Source organism: Ravibacter arvi (assembly GCF_039540405.1).
GTDB classification, from domain to species: Bacteria; Bacteroidota; Bacteroidia; order Cytophagales; family Spirosomataceae; genus Ravibacter; species Ravibacter arvi.
Genome location: NZ_BAABEY010000033.1, coordinates 24,287 through 40,609 on the forward strand (window position 1 = coordinate 24,287; position 16,323 = coordinate 40,609).

The following is a 16,323-nucleotide window of genomic DNA, read 5'->3' on the forward strand; positions in this document are numbered from 1 at the left end:
GGGGCGAACCGCGGGGGCGTTTTGTCGGTTTAGGGGTTTTCTGGCATAGGCATGTTTTTGTTTGGTTGGCAAGGTTTGCCTGAGATTGAAATCTTGTTGTCGTGGATATGGTAGTCCGCTTCCAGTATGGAACAGATCCATTTTATTTTTTTCGAGAGCGGTTCGTCTCCCAGCTGGGCAGTGAGGCTGCAGTCGGACATTTCGTTTCGGTTGTAGGAGATGCTAACGCCGTAAGCGGATTCCAGTTCCGCGAATACCTCGTTTAGCGGTGTGTTCTCGTACTGAAAGCTGATGTTTTCGATGGAAAGCCTGATCGGGATATCCACAGTTTCAGCTTGCTTGCGAAGCTCATCACCCGATAGCTTGAACAAAGCCTTTTCATTTTGGCGAATCAGGGTAACCCTGGATGACGAATAGTTATCAAGGTTATCGCCGGCGTTGATTTTTTTATTGAACACCGCAACAGTGCCCGACTTTACGTTAAGCTCGAGGAAGGGCTGGTCCGGTTTGGCTTTGATCCTGAAACTGGTGCCCACTACACGCGCTACCATTTGGTTGGCTATGACATAAAACGGCACTTTTTTGTTCTTGACGACTTCAAAAAAGGCCTCTCCATAGAGCCTGACTTCACGTTTGTCTGAAGCAAAACCGGCGCGATACCGTATCTCGCTTCCCGGTTGAAGCACAACGGAGCTGCCATCGGATAACTGGATATGCCGGGGGGAAGTTCCGGAATTGACGATACGTTGCAATTCGTTATCGTGACCGGCCGTTTGCGATATTTTTACCGTTTCGGACTCGCTTATTTGCGGGCGGCTATAAAAGTAGGCGGTGATGCCTATTCCCGATGCCAGCAAAATCATTGCGGCTGACTTTAATAAAGTAAACGACCATCGCCTGGCAGGTTTTTCGTCATATTCGGAGGAGAAATCATGCTCGCGCCAGCTGGCGGCCGAGATGGCCCGGGCTACCTTTTCCTGGATATAAGCCTCAGAAAATGCTTGTGTCGAATTGCTGTGGAAATACTCCGACCATTCCCTGGCCAGGTCAAGTATCTGTTTCCGGGCCGGATCGCCCGCCGACCATTCTTCCCAATAGGTTTCAAGATCCGGGGCATTCCCTGCGGCCCACGCTCCGAACCGGGGGTGAGAAAGGATTTCTTCTAAAAGTGCGAGCTGTTCCTGTGTCATTGTTGCCGGTTGATAAAGGACCGTTAATATTCCCTTTACACACCAGGCCTAATGGCTATACTCAGTTGAAGATTTTTTTAATCGGGCCAATTGAAAGAAAGGACCCAAAGGACGGCTGTAATCCCTATGTCCAGCAACAGTGTGGTTGCCTTTGTACGGAGTTTGGTGAATGCGCGCTGTATGATGTTGCTTACCGACTGTGCATTGATGTCCAGCAGCACCGCTATTTCCGGGGTCGAGAGGTTTTGATAGAAACGCAGGTACAGAATTTCCTGTTGCCGGGGAGTAAGGTGCTGCATCAGGTTGGCTACCTTCTGACGGAGCAACAGGTCAGATTCATTTTGTATCAGGAAGTCTTCGGCTGAAACCTGGTCCATGAGATTGTCCATCTCGTCGGTTTTTTCACAGAAGATTTTGGTTTGTCTGAGGCGTCTGAAAAGAAGATGCCGGAATGACTTCAGCAGGTAGTATTTAACGGACTCAGTCGGGTTGACCACACTTCTTTTTGACCAAAGCCTGATCATTAGTTCCTGCACCACGTCTTCAGCCAGCTGCTGGTCGGCGGTGAACTTCATACCATAGTGTGCCAGCATGCCGTAGTAGCGCTGGAACAGTTCGGCAAAAGCATTTTCATCGCTTTCCCGGTACAGTGCCCAGAGCGCTTCATCAGCAGTATGTTTATATGGCGCACGCAAATTAAGTACAGTGGGATTAGAGGCTTCCGGATTGGTAATCTGCACAGGTATTTCACACAGTGGACCTTACTAATTAGCCATTTCGAATCCGGTTATACTCAGTTTCCGTAAAACGTGCACGAGAATTTTACTGCGTTTCTAACGGATCATACCATACCTGGCCCTGGCCTGGGCTTTGGACATGCTGTCAAAATGCCACCATTCGGTTGTATTTACAATGAATCCGGCTTTTTTCATGGCAGACCTGAGGATTTCGCGGTTGTCTACCTGCTTTTGGGTGAGTTTTCCTTTTTTCAGCATTTCCTGCTCGGCGCGCGGATAAGCCAGCGGACCGAAGAAGTCGAAAGGGGTTCCCATATCCAGTGGTTTTCCGTGGTCGTCGACAACGGTCAGATCCACTGCACAACCAAAATTATGATTGGAGCCTATTTTGGGGTCGGCAACATATTTTGTCTTGTCTTCTTTCGCGATTCCCATTTCGTCCAGCCGGTTCCAGAGATGGTATTGAACCGAATTCGGCCGGGCCGCATCATAGATTAAAAAGCGGTACCCAGGGTGTTTTTCTTTCAAGAATTGATGGGCGGCTACCAGTTTTTGTACGGTTTCCTTTTGTAAATAGGCGCGTTGCAATTCCTGGTAGACCTTTTTCTTCATGAAATTGTCGTCAGTAGCATATTTGAGCTCCACGCGTATGGTCGGATCGGCTTTCTGAACGTCTGTCAGACCTTTGGCAATCATATCCTTTTCAACTTCCGGAAGGTTCCGGACGGATTGGGCATACCCCAAAAACGGGGCCAGGAGAATAAACAAAAACCGGTACGTCTTCAATGGTTGTGATGATTTCTTTTTCTTCAAGATCGCGTATTCCAAAGATATAAACGATGAGTTTTTTTTGCAAACGCTTATCGGGCTCGGAGAAAGCCTGCCGGACGGTCACTCCGAGAAAGAAGTTTTTTGTGAAAACACCTTGTAGCGGAGATGACAAATAGGTGTTGTCAATGGAAGCGCATCTGCCGGATGGTCATCCTGAATGGAACGCAGTGGAACTGAAGGATCTCCTGTTGCAAGAAAAAAGTCCTCTAAAAGGGATTGGGTGGAGGGAGCGGGAGATCCCTCCACTGCGGTCGGGATGACCCTCCGGTTGGAGCGGCACCAAACTTGTTGTTGTCAATGGTAGCGCAACGCAGAGAAGTCGAAGGATCTCCTATTGTTAGAAAAATTCTATTTAAAGGATAGGGTGGGGGGATGGGGAGATTCCTCGGCTCCGCTCGGAATGACCGTCCGGACGGCGCCTACCGGATGGTCATCCTGAATGGAACGCAGTGGAACTGAAGGATCTCCTGTTGCTATAAAAAGTCCTCTGAAAGGGATTGGGTACTGTGAGCGGGAGATCCCTCCACTGCGGTCGGGATGACCCTCCGGTTGGAGCGGCACCAAACTTGTTGTTGTCAATGGTAGCGCATCTGCCGGATGGTCATCCTGAATGGAACGCAGTGGAACTGAAGGATCTCCTGTTGCTATAAAAAAAAGTCCTCTAAAAGGGATTGGGTACTGGGAGCGGGAGATCCCTCCACTGCGCTCGGAATGACCGTCCGGTGGGAGCGGCGCCAAACCTGTTATCAAGGGTAGCGGCCCAAATCTGCGATAGCGCTGACGACCTCATACCACACCCCTTAGACCTCATACCTCACACCTCACCCCTCCCCCCAAAAAAAAGCCCCGGCAAATTCATGCCGGAGCTTCGTTCACAGTTAAGAGAGGGTAAATAAAAAGTTGTAATGCTATTGGTTACTTTTCCGGTGCAGAGATCACGCCGAGGTAGCGTCCCAGCCAGTAGGGAAGCAGCCATATATCGCCGGCGCTCAGCTCGCTATCGCCATTGCCGTGGGTCATGTCCGCTGTGAACATATTGCCGTTGTGCCGTTGCGCCCGTCGTTCGTCGGGCGGCAGCACTTCTTTCGTGGACTGATTCCTGAAGTTCGGCGCAATCAGGTCGATGTCTTTCCGGTGGCTGTTCTGAATGGACCAGTTGATCAGGTCCGTCGGATGTTCCTGGAGGTACCATATGGCCTCTTTGAGGTCGAAATCCCGAACGCCGGTAATCGCGGTAAAAATGTTCCAAAGCCCTTCCTTTTCCGGTCGTTCTGCCTGCCAGTGGTCTACGATAGCGTCTTTGAAATGAGTTTTCAGTGTATCGTTGAAAGCGTAGCGGTACAAACCCCAGTAACCGAGGAAATACATTTCGTCGTCTGAGTGGTTCCACCGGTCGGAGAGCAGGCTGCTCAGATCGCCGGCGCCGTCTGTTTTCCCGATGTTTTCGATAGGGCGCATCAGGTTCTCGAAATACCCGTGCTTGTCCATAAGCTCGAAAGCTTTCGCTTTGTACTTTTCTTTTTTGGTGAAATGATAAGCCGTCTGAAGCATAGCCACGATATTGGAAGAGTTCAGCTTCCTGTCGCCGACCGATACCGGAAAGCTGTTCACATATTCCGGGTGCCATCTTCCCCATTGAGTAGGCTTACCGTCATAATCTATCAGGTACATATTGTTGCGGAGGATATGGCTCATGAGCGTGTCGATCAGCGTAATGGATCGGCTGCGGATGTCCTCGTCGTCTATCAATTCAGCCATCACGCCGAACACAAATATGTGCCCGATGACTTCGTCACTGCTGGTGGTGGATTTCCAGTCCCAGTCAGGATGTGCGCTGTGCTGCCACCTTTCAGGGTCGGCAAGCTCCTTGGTATGACCGGCACGCTCATAGGACCGTGCCGGAAAGCCGGGAACAGGCGTGATCGCGTAGAGGCGCTCCATGGCGTCTAGTGATTCACGACAGTTCTTCAACGCTTCCGCGTCTTGTGTAACTACGAAACGGAAGGCTTCCCCGCCCAGGTACATGGAAGTCCAAAGACCGTCGTTATCGGAATCTGCCAGGAACCCCGTGTTGACATTGCCGTTCTGTAGCCCGTCTAGCGTCGAGTTGAAACCGTTCCGGATATGGCGTGACCGTACCTGCTTGTCAAAGAACGCCGCTTTATCCCGGAGGGTCCAGTCCTGGAAAACCAGTTCTGTCAGGCCTTTTTGTGTCAGGAGCAGGACATTTTTGCCGGGCCCCGGGAATACCCCGCTTATTTGGTTGTCAAGTACCCAGCGTTCTCCCTGGTAGTAGTCGAATTTGCCGTCCGGCCTCAAAGCAAATGCACCGTTGCTGCTTCCAAACCAGGTTTTTTCGCCGATCTGGCAGACACTGGTGATGTCGTTCACCGGGAGCCTTTTGTTAATGGCGCCTTCCTGCTCGCCTGTACTGATGTTAAAGGTAATACAACCGTCTTTGGTCCCTATCAGGACATGATTTTTGTGACTGTTAATATCAAATGCGGTAAAGCCATTTCCCTTGAACACCTGGTTCAGGTTTTGCGTGGCTGGTGAGAATACACTCAGGCTGCTTTTTCCCAGGATCCAGAAGGCATTGGCGTTTTTCTGGTAACGAACATCCACCACCTCGTCGGCTTTGAGCGCTCCCTTCCAGGTAATTTTGCCGTCTTTCACCAGGTGCAGCGACTTGCTGTCGGCAACCAGGAATTGAAAATCCTTTCCGCCTGCGAAGACAGATGCATTTTTCAGGCCGTGTTCCAGGTATACCTCACCCGCCCAGGCATTGCTGAAAACAAGCTTGTCGGTCAGGTAAACCAGCTGATCTTCGTACCGGGCGATACTGCGGATCGTTTTGTCTTTCATAAACCGGTACACGTTGTCGCGTACCAGGTCGCCGGGAAAGAGAAATTGGCCGTTGTTCGGCTGGAGCAGGCCCGAAGCTCCCACGAGCTGGATTTTCCCGTTGCGGTCAGCGGCGGCAGCTATAAGCTTCTTGTCGGCCTGACCTACCCGGTACTTGACCGCATGTTCCTGCTCAAACGGTCGGTCGACGTGAACCGGCTGCTGTGCAGCGGCAGTTTTGAAGAAGCACGCAATTACAAGCGCACAAAAAGAGAAACGTCTCATTTAAAATAGAATGGTTATTGGCCTTTGGAGATCGGAAGTCGGGATCGGAAGTCGGAAGTCGGAGATCGGAAATCGGAAGTCGGAGATCGGAAATCAGAAGTCGGAAATCGGAGATCGGTTGACGACGGGTCAGCGGATACGGGGAATTGGCCCGGGCTGATTGTCGATTTCGGAAGGCGCTTTCATGAACTTAATATAATAAGGATAGAATATGGTTACTGTTCAATGCCGGTCAGCGGGCTTTGGTGATTGCTTCGGGGTTGACCACTACATATTTGATGGACTTGGTTTGGTTGGTGGGGTGCGAAGAATAGGTGATGCGCACCGTGCCGTCTGCCGCCAGAATCATGGCAGGGTAGGAGTAACCACCCTCATTTTTCTGTTTGTCTTCCAGCCTTACTTTCCATTTCCAGGTGGCTCCTTCGTCATCCGAGATATACAAACTGAGTTTATACCGGCCGTCTTCGATATCATTGCCGAGGAACGCCCACTTCCCGTCTTTCAGTTGGAGCATTTCTACGCTGGCGGTGTTGGGTATATCGGTTTTGACAGAAGGCGTCCACGATTTTCCCAGGTCTTTTGACTCGCTCTTGTGAACCCTCACCGGAGCGTCGCCGCTGTCACGCATATAGGCCACCAGCGTGCCGTCTTTTTTCCTGATCAAAGCGGGCTGAATGGGGCCGCGGCCGACAAGCGGCAAACCAGGAGTCCAGGTGTCACCGAAGTCGTCCGATAGCGCCATAAGGCAGAAGTTGTAGCCGTCCGAATAAAGCGGAAGAATGATGCGTCCGTCGTTCAGGAGAAAAGGTTTGATGCGGGTCATCCATCCGGTTGTCCTTTTCTTGCGGTCTTTGGAAGCTTCCACAATCATTTTGTCATATTCCGGAGCGTAGGTAGACCAGCCCCGGTGGAGGTCGGGCATTTCTTTGAATTGTTTCTCTACTTCTTCCTGGAACTCTTTGCCGGGATTAAGAAGAATATTGTCCTGCCAGCTCCATTTAGGGGCGCCGGCGGAAAGAAAGTCGGTAGAAGTGCGGTAGCGGAGAATGGAGGTTTCCCATTCATTGGCCTGTACTGCTATCCAGACCAGGAACAGTTTTCCTTTTTGGTTCAGGAACAATACCGGATTGCAGTCGGGGAGATTGGGAGTGTCGGCCATCAGGAACGGCTTGCTCCAGCCGGATGCGCCCTTTACAAGCCGGGCGCCCATAATCCGTACGTCGTCGGCGCTTCTTTCGCCACTACCTTGAAACCATGCTGCCAGTACGTCTCCGTTGGGGAGTTCAACAATACTGCTTCCGTGGACATGCTGGGGTTGTTCAGGAAAAATCAGGTTTTCCCGGATGATAAAACTCTGTTTTTGTGCACTGGTTATTAAAGGGGCGATACCCAAGCTGATGATGAAGAGTAAGGCGCGTGTTTTTTGCATGAAAAGAAAATTTAAAACATTAAAAATTAAAGTTGGGGAAGTGACAATTGCCCCAATAATGAAATCCGGCGCCGGTTTGCGTTTCTATAGCCATTGCCGGGAAGATCGGGGAGCGAAGCAGGCATGGCCGACCAGCCGCACCCGGATGTTCCCTAGCATTACGTCTTAAACCTGCGTCCGGGCTATTCCAGGCCGAAGAAAATCCGGCCGAAGATTGCGGAGATGTTAAATATCAACTGTTTGCGCAAAAGGAGGTTTTATTTACGCAAAAAGCGAAAGGAATCCTGAAGATGGCTAGTAAATTTATATCCGAAATACAAATCGTACAATATTGATTTTGGCTTTGAGCGTACCGATAAGACAGATGGGGTAGTGAACGAATGAAGTCCGCGCTCCCTGTTTAGCGGGAGTTTCGGGTGAGAAAGCGGTGTCGGTGCAGGTACAAACTGGTTAGTTCCAACTCCTTAATAAAATATATATGAACGAAGTAATTCTACAACAGGTAATTAAAGGTGATCGGGCGGCCTTCTCAGTTTTGTTCGACCATTACAAGGGGCCTGCTATGCGGTTTTGCCATACGATCGTAAAAGACGAAGCGGAAGCTGAAAATATGCTCCAGGATGTCTTTATTAAGATTTGGGAACGAAGACATCAGATTAAGCCTGAGCTTAATTTCAACTCCTACCTCTACACCTGTTTGAGAAATGTTTCATTCGATTTCCTGAAAAAAATGGAAAAAGAACAAGTGCTCAAGCAACGCTATTTTGAGCGCATGGGGGAACAGGAGCAGGACGAAAGCTACGAATATGAAATCCGCATGTCGCATCTTGACTCGGCCGTAGAAAGCTTGTCTACGAAGCGGAAGCAGATACTGAAAATGAGCCTGGAGGAAAATAAATCATACCAGGAAATCGCATCTTCCCTTAAAATTTCTAAAAATACCGTCAAAAACCAACTGGTGAAGGCCAGGCAGTTTTTAAAAGTCCAGATGGAGGCAAAGTACTCTGTGGGGTGAAGCGGGAGCTGGAAATCGAAGATCAGAAATCGGAAATCAGAAATCGGACTCTTAAGCTAACGCCCGATTCCCGATTTCCCATTTCCGATTTCACTTATTTTTTTATTTCGCTTTTGCCAGCACATCGGCCAGTTTTACGGCTTTCCCGCCCTGGCGCTTGCTCTCGTCGGCGGCTTCCATGAAGGCGAAAATCTCAATGGTTTCTTCAGGCGTAACGGGCACGGAGCCGTCTTCGAAATACTTGATGATATCATCCAGAAGTGGTTCGTAGCCGCCGTAGGGACCGAGCGTACGGTTTCCTTCCGTGGTGTAAACGGTACCGCCATAATTATGTTTCCCGGTACGGGTTCCTCTGAAAGTTCCTACGCGGCCGTCCTCCCATACACCTACTACGATGTCGGTACCGGGGGTATGCACCCGCGTCACCTCTTTGCAGCCTTTGCCCATTACGGTGTACAGTGTTTCCACACCATGCACTCCGTACCAGAACAAATCCGGGTGAGTTTTCTCAAGCGATGCAGGGCTATAGGCGTCGGCACCCACTACCTTGCTCCTGTCAAGCCCGTCGAGACCTTTAATATAACGGAGCGATGACGCGGAGAAAATGGGTACTTTGTATTTTTTTGAAGCTTCAAAGATAGCCAGCGCATCTTTCAGCGAAGCAGCGATGGGCTTATCTATGAAGACGCGCTTACCGGCCTTAAGAACGGGCAGCACCTGCTCCAGGTGAAGACGTCCGTCGTTGGTTTCCAGCAGAACCACATCTACCTGTTTGAGCAGATCGGGAATTGAGTCGGCAATTTTGACATTCATTTTCTTCACCTGCTCAATGTAATCCGGGATCCGGCTGACGCTCGTCTGGATGTCCTTGCTGCCGTAAGGGTAGGCCGCAACTACTTTGTAACCTTTATATTGGGGAGCAGGGTTTTCCGCGTTCAGTAATTTGGTGAAAGCAATACTATGCGAGGTATCGAGCCCTATGATACCCACTCTTTTTTTATTGTTGTCAGCAAAAGAAAAGGCTTCGGCCTGGTTCATGAGGCCGAGGCCCACTGTGCCCGCAACAGCACCTGATAGAAATTTGCGGCGATTTAGGTAAAAATCCATGTTTACGATAGTTTTTTTTAATATCTGCTTTCGGTCAATTACTTAAGTATATCACGTTAGGCAGGACCGGATACTAGTTCCGGTAATATTCGTGATTCTCTTTTGTGATAATGTCGATGGGCATGAAGTATTCTTTCGGCACCCGTTGCCCCAGCACCAGGTATTGATAGAGCGACATAGCTGCCCGGTAGCCCTGGTCTTCCGCCTGGTGGCAAATCAGGAAGTCGATGGTTCCGTTCCGCAGGTAACGGATGTTTTCGGGCGTGTAGTCATAGCCGATGACCGCAACATGCGATCTCTTGCTGTTGTAAAGGAAAGACGCCACGGTCGAAACCTGTGAGTTGGTAACGAAAACCGCTTCAATCTCGGCGTGGAACATGAAAACATATGTCAGGTACCTGGCCACCGACTCGTACTCCGTTTCCCGGATGTCAATCCTGGTAATCTCGCAGCCCAGTTCAAACTCCTTGAAATATTTCCTGAAACCATTTTCAATCTGCAGGTAATTGAAACTGTCGGATTCGGTTGCGATATTGACTACCAGTAATTTGCTGGTGGGCTGAAGCCTCCTGGAGAGCAGGTTAGCCGCAACATAGCCGCTCTGGAAGTAAGGCGGACCGATATAGGTAAGGTTGCTTTGATCCGGGATGTTGGAGTCAAGAAAAACGAACGGGATGTTTTTCCGGGTGCATTCGTCCAACAGCTTTTTACTTTCTTCAATAAAAGACGGCGCCAGGATAATCCCGTCGTACTCCGATTCCATGATATTCTTGGCGATGGCTTTGAAGCTTTCCCGGTCACTCGGGTTGAATAGAAAAGGGTCAACTTCAATGCCGAACTGCCTGATTTCCTTGTCAGCCCGTTTCAGCCCGTTCAGGGGAGCGAGCCAGAATTCAGATTCTTCGGTTACCTCCGGGATAATGGCGGCGAGCCTGGTGGTTTTCCCCAGCGCCAGCCTGCTGGCCATTAAATTGGGGAGGTAATTCAGCTCCTCAATAATCTGGTTGATTTTTGCTTTAGTTTTCGCTGAAACCCCCGACCTGTTGTGTATGACCCGGTCAACCGTTGCAATAGAAACATTCGCCCTCTTGGCGATTTCTTTCACGCCGGAAAGGTTTTTTTGCTGATTGTCCGGTTTGGGAACTTCTTTCACAAGAGCGGGTTTGCAAAGTGGTTCAGACTGAAACTGTTTGGGAAGTGCGCGGGAATTCCCGGCAATTCTACGCTAAAATCGGCAAAAACGACTGGATACAAGTTATGTTCAAGGTTTTCTATAGCTAACATTCATCCCAACTTATTGAACTACTCACCATTTGTCAATTGTTTCCGGGGTTCGGGCCACACTTTTTCAATCACCGCCGCGAACAGGATCACCAGCACGCAGCCGATCAGGTTGAGCCAGAGGAAGGCCGTAAGGTCGGCAATGTGGCTGACGACCACAAAGAGCTCGCCGATAATCGCGCCCAGGAACACGGCTCTTCCGCCTATCTTCCTGAAATAAAAAGCAGTAAGAAAAATGCCCAGGGTTACTCCGTAAAACAGTGACCCCAACACGTTGACCGCTTCGATCATGCTGCCGAACCGCGAAGCGTATTGCGCCACCACCATACAGAAAATGCCCCAGAAAGCGGTAGCCAACCGGCTTGCAGTCACATAGTGTGCTTCCGACTTGTTTTTCGCAATGCTGCGCCGGTAGAAATCAACCACGGTCGTGGATGCCAGCGACTGATAGGCCGAGGCGACAGAGCCCATACAGGCCAGGAGGATAACGGCAATGAGCAGTCCGACCAGGCCCGCAGGCAGGTAGTCGGTGATAAACCGCAAAAAAATGTAGTTCACGTCATTTACCACAGTGCCGGTGGCTTCGGAGAGCAGGCCGGCCGATTCTTTGCGAAGGCTTTGAACCTCTTTTTCTGCCTCGGAAAGTATTTTCCGGGAGGCGGCTATTTCTGTTGCGTCCCCGTTTTCCAGTCTTTCATGAAGTTTGATGACTTCCGCTCTTTTGGCAAGCTGCAGTGCTTCATGCTTGCTTTCAAGCTCCCTGTATTGCCCGGCGAACGGTGTTTGGAGGGTCTTGTTGACCGGAATTGCGTCAAAATGAAGCGGTGGCGTGGTGAACTGGTAAAATGCAAATACGAGAACGCCTACGAGCAGAATCAGAAATTGCATAGGGATTTTAAGCAGCCCGTTCATTGCGAGCCCGAGGCGGCTTTGGCCAACCGAACTCCCGGTCAGGTACCGCCCCACCTGGGATTGGTCTGTCCCGAAATAAGACAATTGCAGGAAAAACCCTCCAATGAGCCCCGACCAGACATTGTACCGGCTATTGAGGTCAAAGGTAAAATCGATGGCGTTGGTTTTGCCCATTTTCCCGGCCACGTTCAGCGCATCCGTAAAAGAAACCTGGGGCGGAAGGAGGTGTACGACCATCACTCCGGCCGCTATCATACCCAATGTGACAATGCCCATCTGCAGCAAATGGGTGTAGGACAAAGCGCGGGCGCCGCCCACAACGGTATAAAGCAGAACGGCAGCACCGGACAGAATATTGGTATAAAGGATGTCCCAGCCGAGAATGGAGGAAAGAATAAGCGCCGGCGCATAAATGGACAGGCCCGTTGAGAGTGCTCTTTGCAGGAGGAAAAGAAAGGAAGTGAGTCCTCTTGTCCGGAGGTCAAACCTTTTTTCAAGGAATTCGTAAGCGGTGACCGACCTGAACGTGTGAAACTTCGGGACAAAAGTGATGCACAGCACCACCATAGCCAGGGGCAGGCCGAAATAGAACTGTACAAACCGCATGCCATCGGTATAAGCCTGGCCCGGGGCCGACAGGAAGGTAACCGCACTGGCCTGGGTAGCCATGACGGAGAGCGTGATATGGTACCAGGGAAGTGATCGGTCAGCCAGCAGGTACGATGAAATCGTCCTGTCTTTTTTGCTTTGATAGATCCCGTAGCCTACAATGATTACCAGCGTGAGAAGCAGTACAATCCAGTCGATCCAGTTCATTCAAAACTAACGGTAAACCAGTAAAACAAAGCGATCAGGAGAATCAGCACGGCGATGATCAGGTAGTACAGCTGTGTCCAGCTTTTTACAAATGGCGGCAAGCCGTCTTCGGATTTTGTCATGCGTTGATATTTTGGATACTACTGACTTAATGACTTTGGATACTATTTGCCGGCGTTAATCGGGGGCGTGGCCTTACAAAGAAAAGGGATTTCTTAAAAAAAGCTACAGTAATGTGCCGGGTTTCCTGTCGTTAACGCCTTGATTTCCTACTTTTGTATCTTAATTGTTCGGTAAAGCGTAAAACTAAGACATGATTGTAGTAACAGGCGCCGCTGGGTTTATCGGGAGTTGTCTCATCAAGCGACTAAATGAAGACGGCTACCGGCACGTGGTAGCGGTGGATGATTTCTCTAAGCGGGAAAAGCTGATTAACCTGGAAGGTAAGACGATCAGGGAGAAAGTAGACCGGCGGGATTTTTTTGACTGGCTTGACCGGAATAGCCGGGAAGTTGAATTTATTTTCCATATCGGCGCCCGTACGGATACGACCGAATTCGACCGGGCAATTTTTGACGAACTCAATGTCAATTATTCAAAAGAGGTTTGGAAGCGCTGTATAGCCGGGCAAATTCCCCTGGTGTACGCCTCTTCGGCGGCTACCTATGGTTTGGGAGAGCTGGGCTACCGGGATGATGAGACATTAATCCCGCAGCTGCATCCCCTGAACCCTTACGGTGATTCGAAGAACGAATTCGATATCTGGGCATTGGAGCAGGAGGAAAAGCCTTTTTTCTGGGCCGGACTGAAATTTTTCAACGTATACGGACCCAATGAATACCATAAGGGGCGTATGGCTTCCGTTATTTTCCACGCTTTTAACCAGATCCGGGCATCCGGCCGTATGAAGCTGTTCCGTTCGCACCGCCCCGACTTCAGGGACGGCGAACAGATGCGCGATTTTATTTATGTCAAAGACCTGGTGGACGTGTGCATGTATCTGATGCATGAGCGCAAACACTCCGGCATCTACAACCTGGGAAGCGGTACGGCCAGGACTTTCCTGGACCTGGTAAAAGCCACTTTTGCCGCGTTGGAAAAAGAGCCTTTGATCGATTTTATTGATACTCCCGCCGACATACGGGACAAGTACCAGTATTATACGGAGGCTGATATGAGCAAGCTGAGAAGTATTGGGTACGACAAACCGTTTACGACACTGGAAGCGGGGGTGAACGACTATGTGCGGAACTATTTGAACAGCGGAAAAACGTGGTAAATGCCGCGTAATTGCGGTTTTTGAATTTATTTCTTATTTTTGGTGTAAATCAAACTCAAACGACCGGGCTTTTGTTGTAACGTCAAGGGATCAGGTGTTTTAACAACCTTGATACGTTTCTGATAACCGATTGATGATATTATGGGAAAGGAAGTAGAATTGCTGGAAGAAATTACCAGTTCGGAATATAAATATGGTTTTGTTACGGACATCGAAGTGGATGAGGCGCCTCCGGGTCTGAGCGAAGATATAGTACGTTTTATTTCCGCCAGGAAAAACGAGCCGGAATGGATGCTGGAATGGCGCCTGAAAGCTTTCAGAAACTGGCAGAACATGACCGAGCCTACCTGGGCCAATGTGGCGTATCCGCCGATTGATTTCCAGGCGATCAAATATTATTCCGCGCCGAAAAAGAAAAAAACCGTAAAAAGCCTCGATGACATAGACCCCGAACTGCGGCGTACATTTGAGCGTCTCGGGATTTCGCTCAGTGAGCAGAAGCGGATCGCCGGTGTGGAGGAAAGCGGGGAGGAAGGTGAGACGCCGGCAGAAGCGCCGCGTGTGGCCGTGGATGCCGTGATGGACTCCGAATCGGTTATTACCACCTTTAAAAAGGAGCTTCAGGAAAAGGGCATTATTTTCTGCTCGATCACCGAAGCCATTAAGGAACATCCGGACCTGGTGAAAAAGTATCTGGGTTCCGTGGTGCCGCCCAAGGATAATTTCTATGCGGCGCTCAATTCCGCCGTGTTCTCCGACGGGTCATTCGTGTATATACCGCAAGGGGTAAGATGCCCCATGGAACTCTCGACTTACTTCCGGATAAATGCAGCCGGAACCGGTCAGTTTGAACGTACACTGATCGTAGCCGATGCCGGGAGCTATGTGAGCTACCTGGAGGGTTGTACCGCCCCCATGCGCGACGAAAACCAGCTTCACGCTGCGGTGGTAGAAATATTTGCGCACGAACGCGCTGAGGTAAAATATTCGACGGTCCAGAACTGGTATCCCGGAGATAAGGACGGAAAAGGAGGGATCTATAACTTCGTGACGAAACGCGGTATTTGCGACGGTGATTCTTCAAAGATTTCCTGGACCCAGGTGGAAACCGGTTCTTCGATCACCTGGAAATACCCTTCTGTAATTTTGAAGGGCGACAATTCCATCGGAGAGTTTTATTCGGTTGCCGTCACCAACAACATGCAGCAGGCCGACACGGGAACCAAAATGACGCACGTCGGTAAAAATACCCGCAGCCGGATTGTTTCGAAAGGGATTTCGGCCGGGAAGAGCCAAAATTCCTACCGGGGCCTGGTCGACATATTACGGCGCGCCGAAAATGCCAGGAATTTTTCTCAATGTGATTCACTCTTGCTTGGCGATAAATGCGGGGCGCACACCTTCCCGTATCTGGAAGTAGCCAACACTTCGGCAACGGTCGAACATGAGGCCACTACCTCTAAAATTGGGGAGGATATCCTTTTTTACTGTAACCAGCGGGGGATTCCTACAGAGCAGGCAGTGGCGCTCATTATCAATGGCTATGCCAAAGAAGTATTGAATCAACTGCCCATGGAATTTGCTGTAGAAGCACAAAAGTTGTTGGAAATCAGTCTCGAAGGAAGCGTAGGCTGATCGTTCTTACAGGTAACGAAGTGCCAGCCGGTCCGGCGCCTTACTACAGGGCTCCGGAAATAATCAGTTCGATATAAATAAAATAAGAACCATCGGCGCAATAAACTTTTAGATTTACGGGTTGTCTTAGCATAGATTTCGGGTTTGAAATCCGTGCTGAGACTTTTACCACAAACTAAAGAAAAACACGATGAGAGCAATTGCAATAGTCCTTCTGATAACAGTAAGTGCATTTCAGGCACCAGGACAGGCGATAACCGCGGATTCTATCTTTACTAAATTCTACGAAGTCACTGGCGGGAAAGCCAAGTGGGACAGCATTACGACTTACAACTTGAAACGTAAATATGTTTCAACCAATGTTGCAAGCTATGATGCTGAAATTAGCGGTTCCCTTGCAGAGAAAGCCCTTTACAAAAATGAAATTATCAAAGGAAGAGGGTTTATCTACGGGATTAAAGGAACGGATGCATGGCGAAAAGTACCGCTGGGCAGCGCTGATAAAGTAACCAAATACCAGGTCAGCAACCTGAGCGCCGACAAGCAGGGAAGTATGAGACTTGAATTGTACGATTTCCTGATCCCGTTCCTGGATCATGAAAAAAGAGGTTTTATCGCTTCTCTGGTCGGGCCCGATCAATACAATGGCAAGCCGGTCCAAAAGGTAGAATTGCACAACAAAGAAGGGCGCTACACACTGTTGTTTGACAACGCCACAGGTTATCTCGTTCAATCAAGGTTGCTTGCAGGGGGAGAGGAAATTATCTCGGACTTTTCCCAGTATGTTAAATCCACTTACGGTATTCTTTACCCGTCCAAAATTGAGCAGAAGGAGATCAAGCGAAAAGCTTCCTATGTAATAACCTCTCAATTGGCCGTCAATGAGCCGATTGAGCCGGCTAAGTTTAAAAGATAGGATTCAGTATAGATTCCAGGGGGCGATTTCGCCCCTTTTTTACACC

14 protein-coding genes are annotated in these 16,323 nt (G+C 49.7%); 5 read left to right on the forward strand and 9 right to left on the reverse strand.

The genetic code is table 11. The annotated features are described in order from the left end of the window. Nucleotides 1-29 precede the first annotated feature (29 nt). The 3 genes from ABD852_RS18800 to ABD852_RS18810 all read right to left on the reverse strand — a co-directional run bounded on the left by ABD852_RS18800 (nucleotide 30) and on the right by ABD852_RS18810 (nucleotide 2,713). Nucleotides 30-1,190: a FecR family protein gene (locus ABD852_RS18800; protein ID WP_345031698.1), complete on the reverse strand. Its 1,161-nt coding sequence runs from the start codon at nucleotides 1,188-1,190 to the stop codon at nucleotides 30-32. Nucleotides 1,191-1,267: 77 nt separating this feature from the next. After that, nucleotides 1,268-1,885, reverse strand: a complete 618-nt coding sequence (locus tag ABD852_RS18805; RefSeq protein ID WP_345031702.1) for an RNA polymerase sigma factor — start codon at nucleotides 1,883-1,885, stop codon at nucleotides 1,268-1,270. Between the two features lie 138 nt (nucleotides 1,886-2,023). Then, complete coding sequence (locus tag ABD852_RS18810) at nucleotides 2,024-2,713, reverse strand: M15 family metallopeptidase (protein ID WP_345031704.1); 690 nt, start codon at nucleotides 2,711-2,713, stop codon at nucleotides 2,024-2,026. Between the two features lie 202 nt (nucleotides 2,714-2,915). On the opposite strand from ABD852_RS18810, the gene ABD852_RS18815 reads away from it, so the two are divergent. After that, the gene (locus ABD852_RS18815) at nucleotides 2,916-3,062 is read left to right on the forward strand and encodes a hypothetical protein (RefSeq protein WP_345031707.1); all 147 of its coding nucleotides are present in this window, start codon (nucleotides 2,916-2,918) and stop codon (nucleotides 3,060-3,062) included. Between the two features lie 611 nt (nucleotides 3,063-3,673). Here the strand turns inward: ABD852_RS18815 and ABD852_RS18820 are convergent. Continuing rightward, a complete protein-coding gene (locus ABD852_RS18820) occupies nucleotides 3,674-5,887 on the reverse strand; it encodes a hypothetical protein (RefSeq protein WP_345031710.1) in 2,214 nt (737 codons plus the stop codon). A 232-nt stretch (nucleotides 5,888-6,119) separates the two neighbouring features. Further along, nucleotides 6,120-7,316: a sialidase family protein gene (locus ABD852_RS18825; protein WP_345031711.1), complete on the reverse strand. Its 1,197-nt coding sequence runs from the start codon at nucleotides 7,314-7,316 to the stop codon at nucleotides 6,120-6,122. A gap of 478 nt (nucleotides 7,317-7,794) precedes the next feature. On the opposite strand from ABD852_RS18825, the gene ABD852_RS18830 reads away from it, so the two are divergent. Then, on the forward strand, nucleotides 7,795-8,331 hold the full coding sequence (locus tag ABD852_RS18830) for an RNA polymerase sigma factor (RefSeq protein ID WP_345031714.1): 537 nt from the start codon (nucleotides 7,795-7,797) through the stop codon (nucleotides 8,329-8,331). Between the two features lie 102 nt (nucleotides 8,332-8,433). On the opposite strand, the gene ABD852_RS18835 is transcribed toward ABD852_RS18830, so the two are convergent. From ABD852_RS18835 to ABD852_RS18850, 4 genes are all read right to left on the reverse strand, one after another. After that, nucleotides 8,434-9,438, reverse strand: a complete 1,005-nt coding sequence (locus tag ABD852_RS18835; protein WP_425568824.1) for a Gfo/Idh/MocA family protein — start codon at nucleotides 9,436-9,438, stop codon at nucleotides 8,434-8,436. 73 nt (nucleotides 9,439-9,511) lie between these two features. Then, nucleotides 9,512-10,591, reverse strand: coding sequence for a LacI family DNA-binding transcriptional regulator (locus ABD852_RS18840; protein WP_345031717.1), 1,080 nt, complete (start codon nucleotides 10,589-10,591; stop codon nucleotides 9,512-9,514). Between the two features lie 149 nt (nucleotides 10,592-10,740). Then, nucleotides 10,741-12,447, reverse strand: a complete 1,707-nt coding sequence (locus tag ABD852_RS18845) for a sodium:solute symporter family protein (RefSeq protein ID WP_345031720.1) — start codon at nucleotides 12,445-12,447, stop codon at nucleotides 10,741-10,743. Beyond that, nucleotides 12,444-12,569 (reverse strand): hypothetical protein, encoded by a 126-nt coding sequence (locus tag ABD852_RS18850; protein WP_345031722.1) that lies wholly within the window; start codon nucleotides 12,567-12,569, stop codon nucleotides 12,444-12,446. The genes ABD852_RS18845 and ABD852_RS18850 overlap by 4 nt, the downstream gene beginning before the upstream one ends. A gap of 191 nt (nucleotides 12,570-12,760) precedes the next feature. Here ABD852_RS18850 and rfaD point away from each other — a divergent pair, with 191 nt between their 5' ends. The 3 genes from rfaD (at nucleotide 12,761) to ABD852_RS18865 (ending at nucleotide 16,277) form a co-directional block, all read left to right on the forward strand. Next, entirely contained in the window at nucleotides 12,761-13,726 is a 966-nt protein-coding gene (gene rfaD / locus ABD852_RS18855; protein WP_345031724.1) for an ADP-glyceromanno-heptose 6-epimerase, read from the forward strand. Nucleotides 13,727-13,867: 141 nt separating this feature from the next. Continuing rightward, nucleotides 13,868-15,361: a Fe-S cluster assembly protein SufB gene (gene sufB, locus ABD852_RS18860; RefSeq protein ID WP_345031726.1), complete on the forward strand. Its 1,494-nt coding sequence runs from the start codon at nucleotides 13,868-13,870 to the stop codon at nucleotides 15,359-15,361. A gap of 190 nt (nucleotides 15,362-15,551) precedes the next feature. Continuing rightward, nucleotides 15,552-16,277 (forward strand): hypothetical protein, encoded by a 726-nt coding sequence (locus tag ABD852_RS18865; RefSeq protein WP_345031728.1) that lies wholly within the window; start codon nucleotides 15,552-15,554, stop codon nucleotides 16,275-16,277. The last annotated feature ends 46 nt before the right edge of the window (nucleotides 16,278-16,323 follow it).

Excerpts from the sequence above, each read along its gene's own strand:
- ABD852_RS18845 (WP_345031720.1), bottom strand. The coding sequence starts at position 12,447 with ATGAACTGGATCGACTGGATTGTACTGCTTCTCACGCTGGTAATCATT.
- sufB (WP_345031726.1), top strand. The coding sequence starts at position 13,868 with ATGGGAAAGGAAGTAGAATTGCTGGAAGAAATTACCAGTTCGGAATAT.
- ABD852_RS18865 (WP_345031728.1), top strand. The coding sequence starts at position 15,552 with ATGAGAGCAATTGCAATAGTCCTTCTGATAACAGTAAGTGCATTTCAG.
- ABD852_RS18830 (WP_345031714.1), top strand. The coding sequence starts at position 7,795 with ATGAACGAAGTAATTCTACAACAGGTAATTAAAGGTGATCGGGCGGCC.
- ABD852_RS18850 (WP_345031722.1), bottom strand. The coding sequence starts at position 12,569 with ATGACAAAATCCGAAGACGGCTTGCCGCCATTTGTAAAAAGCTGGACA.
- ABD852_RS18825 (WP_345031711.1), bottom strand. The coding sequence starts at position 7,316 with ATGCAAAAAACACGCGCCTTACTCTTCATCATCAGCTTGGGTATCGCC.
- ABD852_RS18820 (WP_345031710.1), bottom strand. The coding sequence starts at position 5,887 with ATGAGACGTTTCTCTTTTTGTGCGCTTGTAATTGCGTGCTTCTTCAAA.
- ABD852_RS18800 (WP_345031698.1), bottom strand. The coding sequence starts at position 1,190 with ATGACACAGGAACAGCTCGCACTTTTAGAAGAAATCCTTTCTCACCCC.
- ABD852_RS18815 (WP_345031707.1), top strand. The coding sequence starts at position 2,916 with ATGGAACGCAGTGGAACTGAAGGATCTCCTGTTGCAAGAAAAAAGTCC.
- rfaD (WP_345031724.1), top strand. The coding sequence starts at position 12,761 with ATGATTGTAGTAACAGGCGCCGCTGGGTTTATCGGGAGTTGTCTCATC.
- ABD852_RS18835 (WP_425568824.1), bottom strand. The coding sequence starts at position 9,438 with ATGGATTTTTACCTAAATCGCCGCAAATTTCTATCAGGTGCTGTTGCG.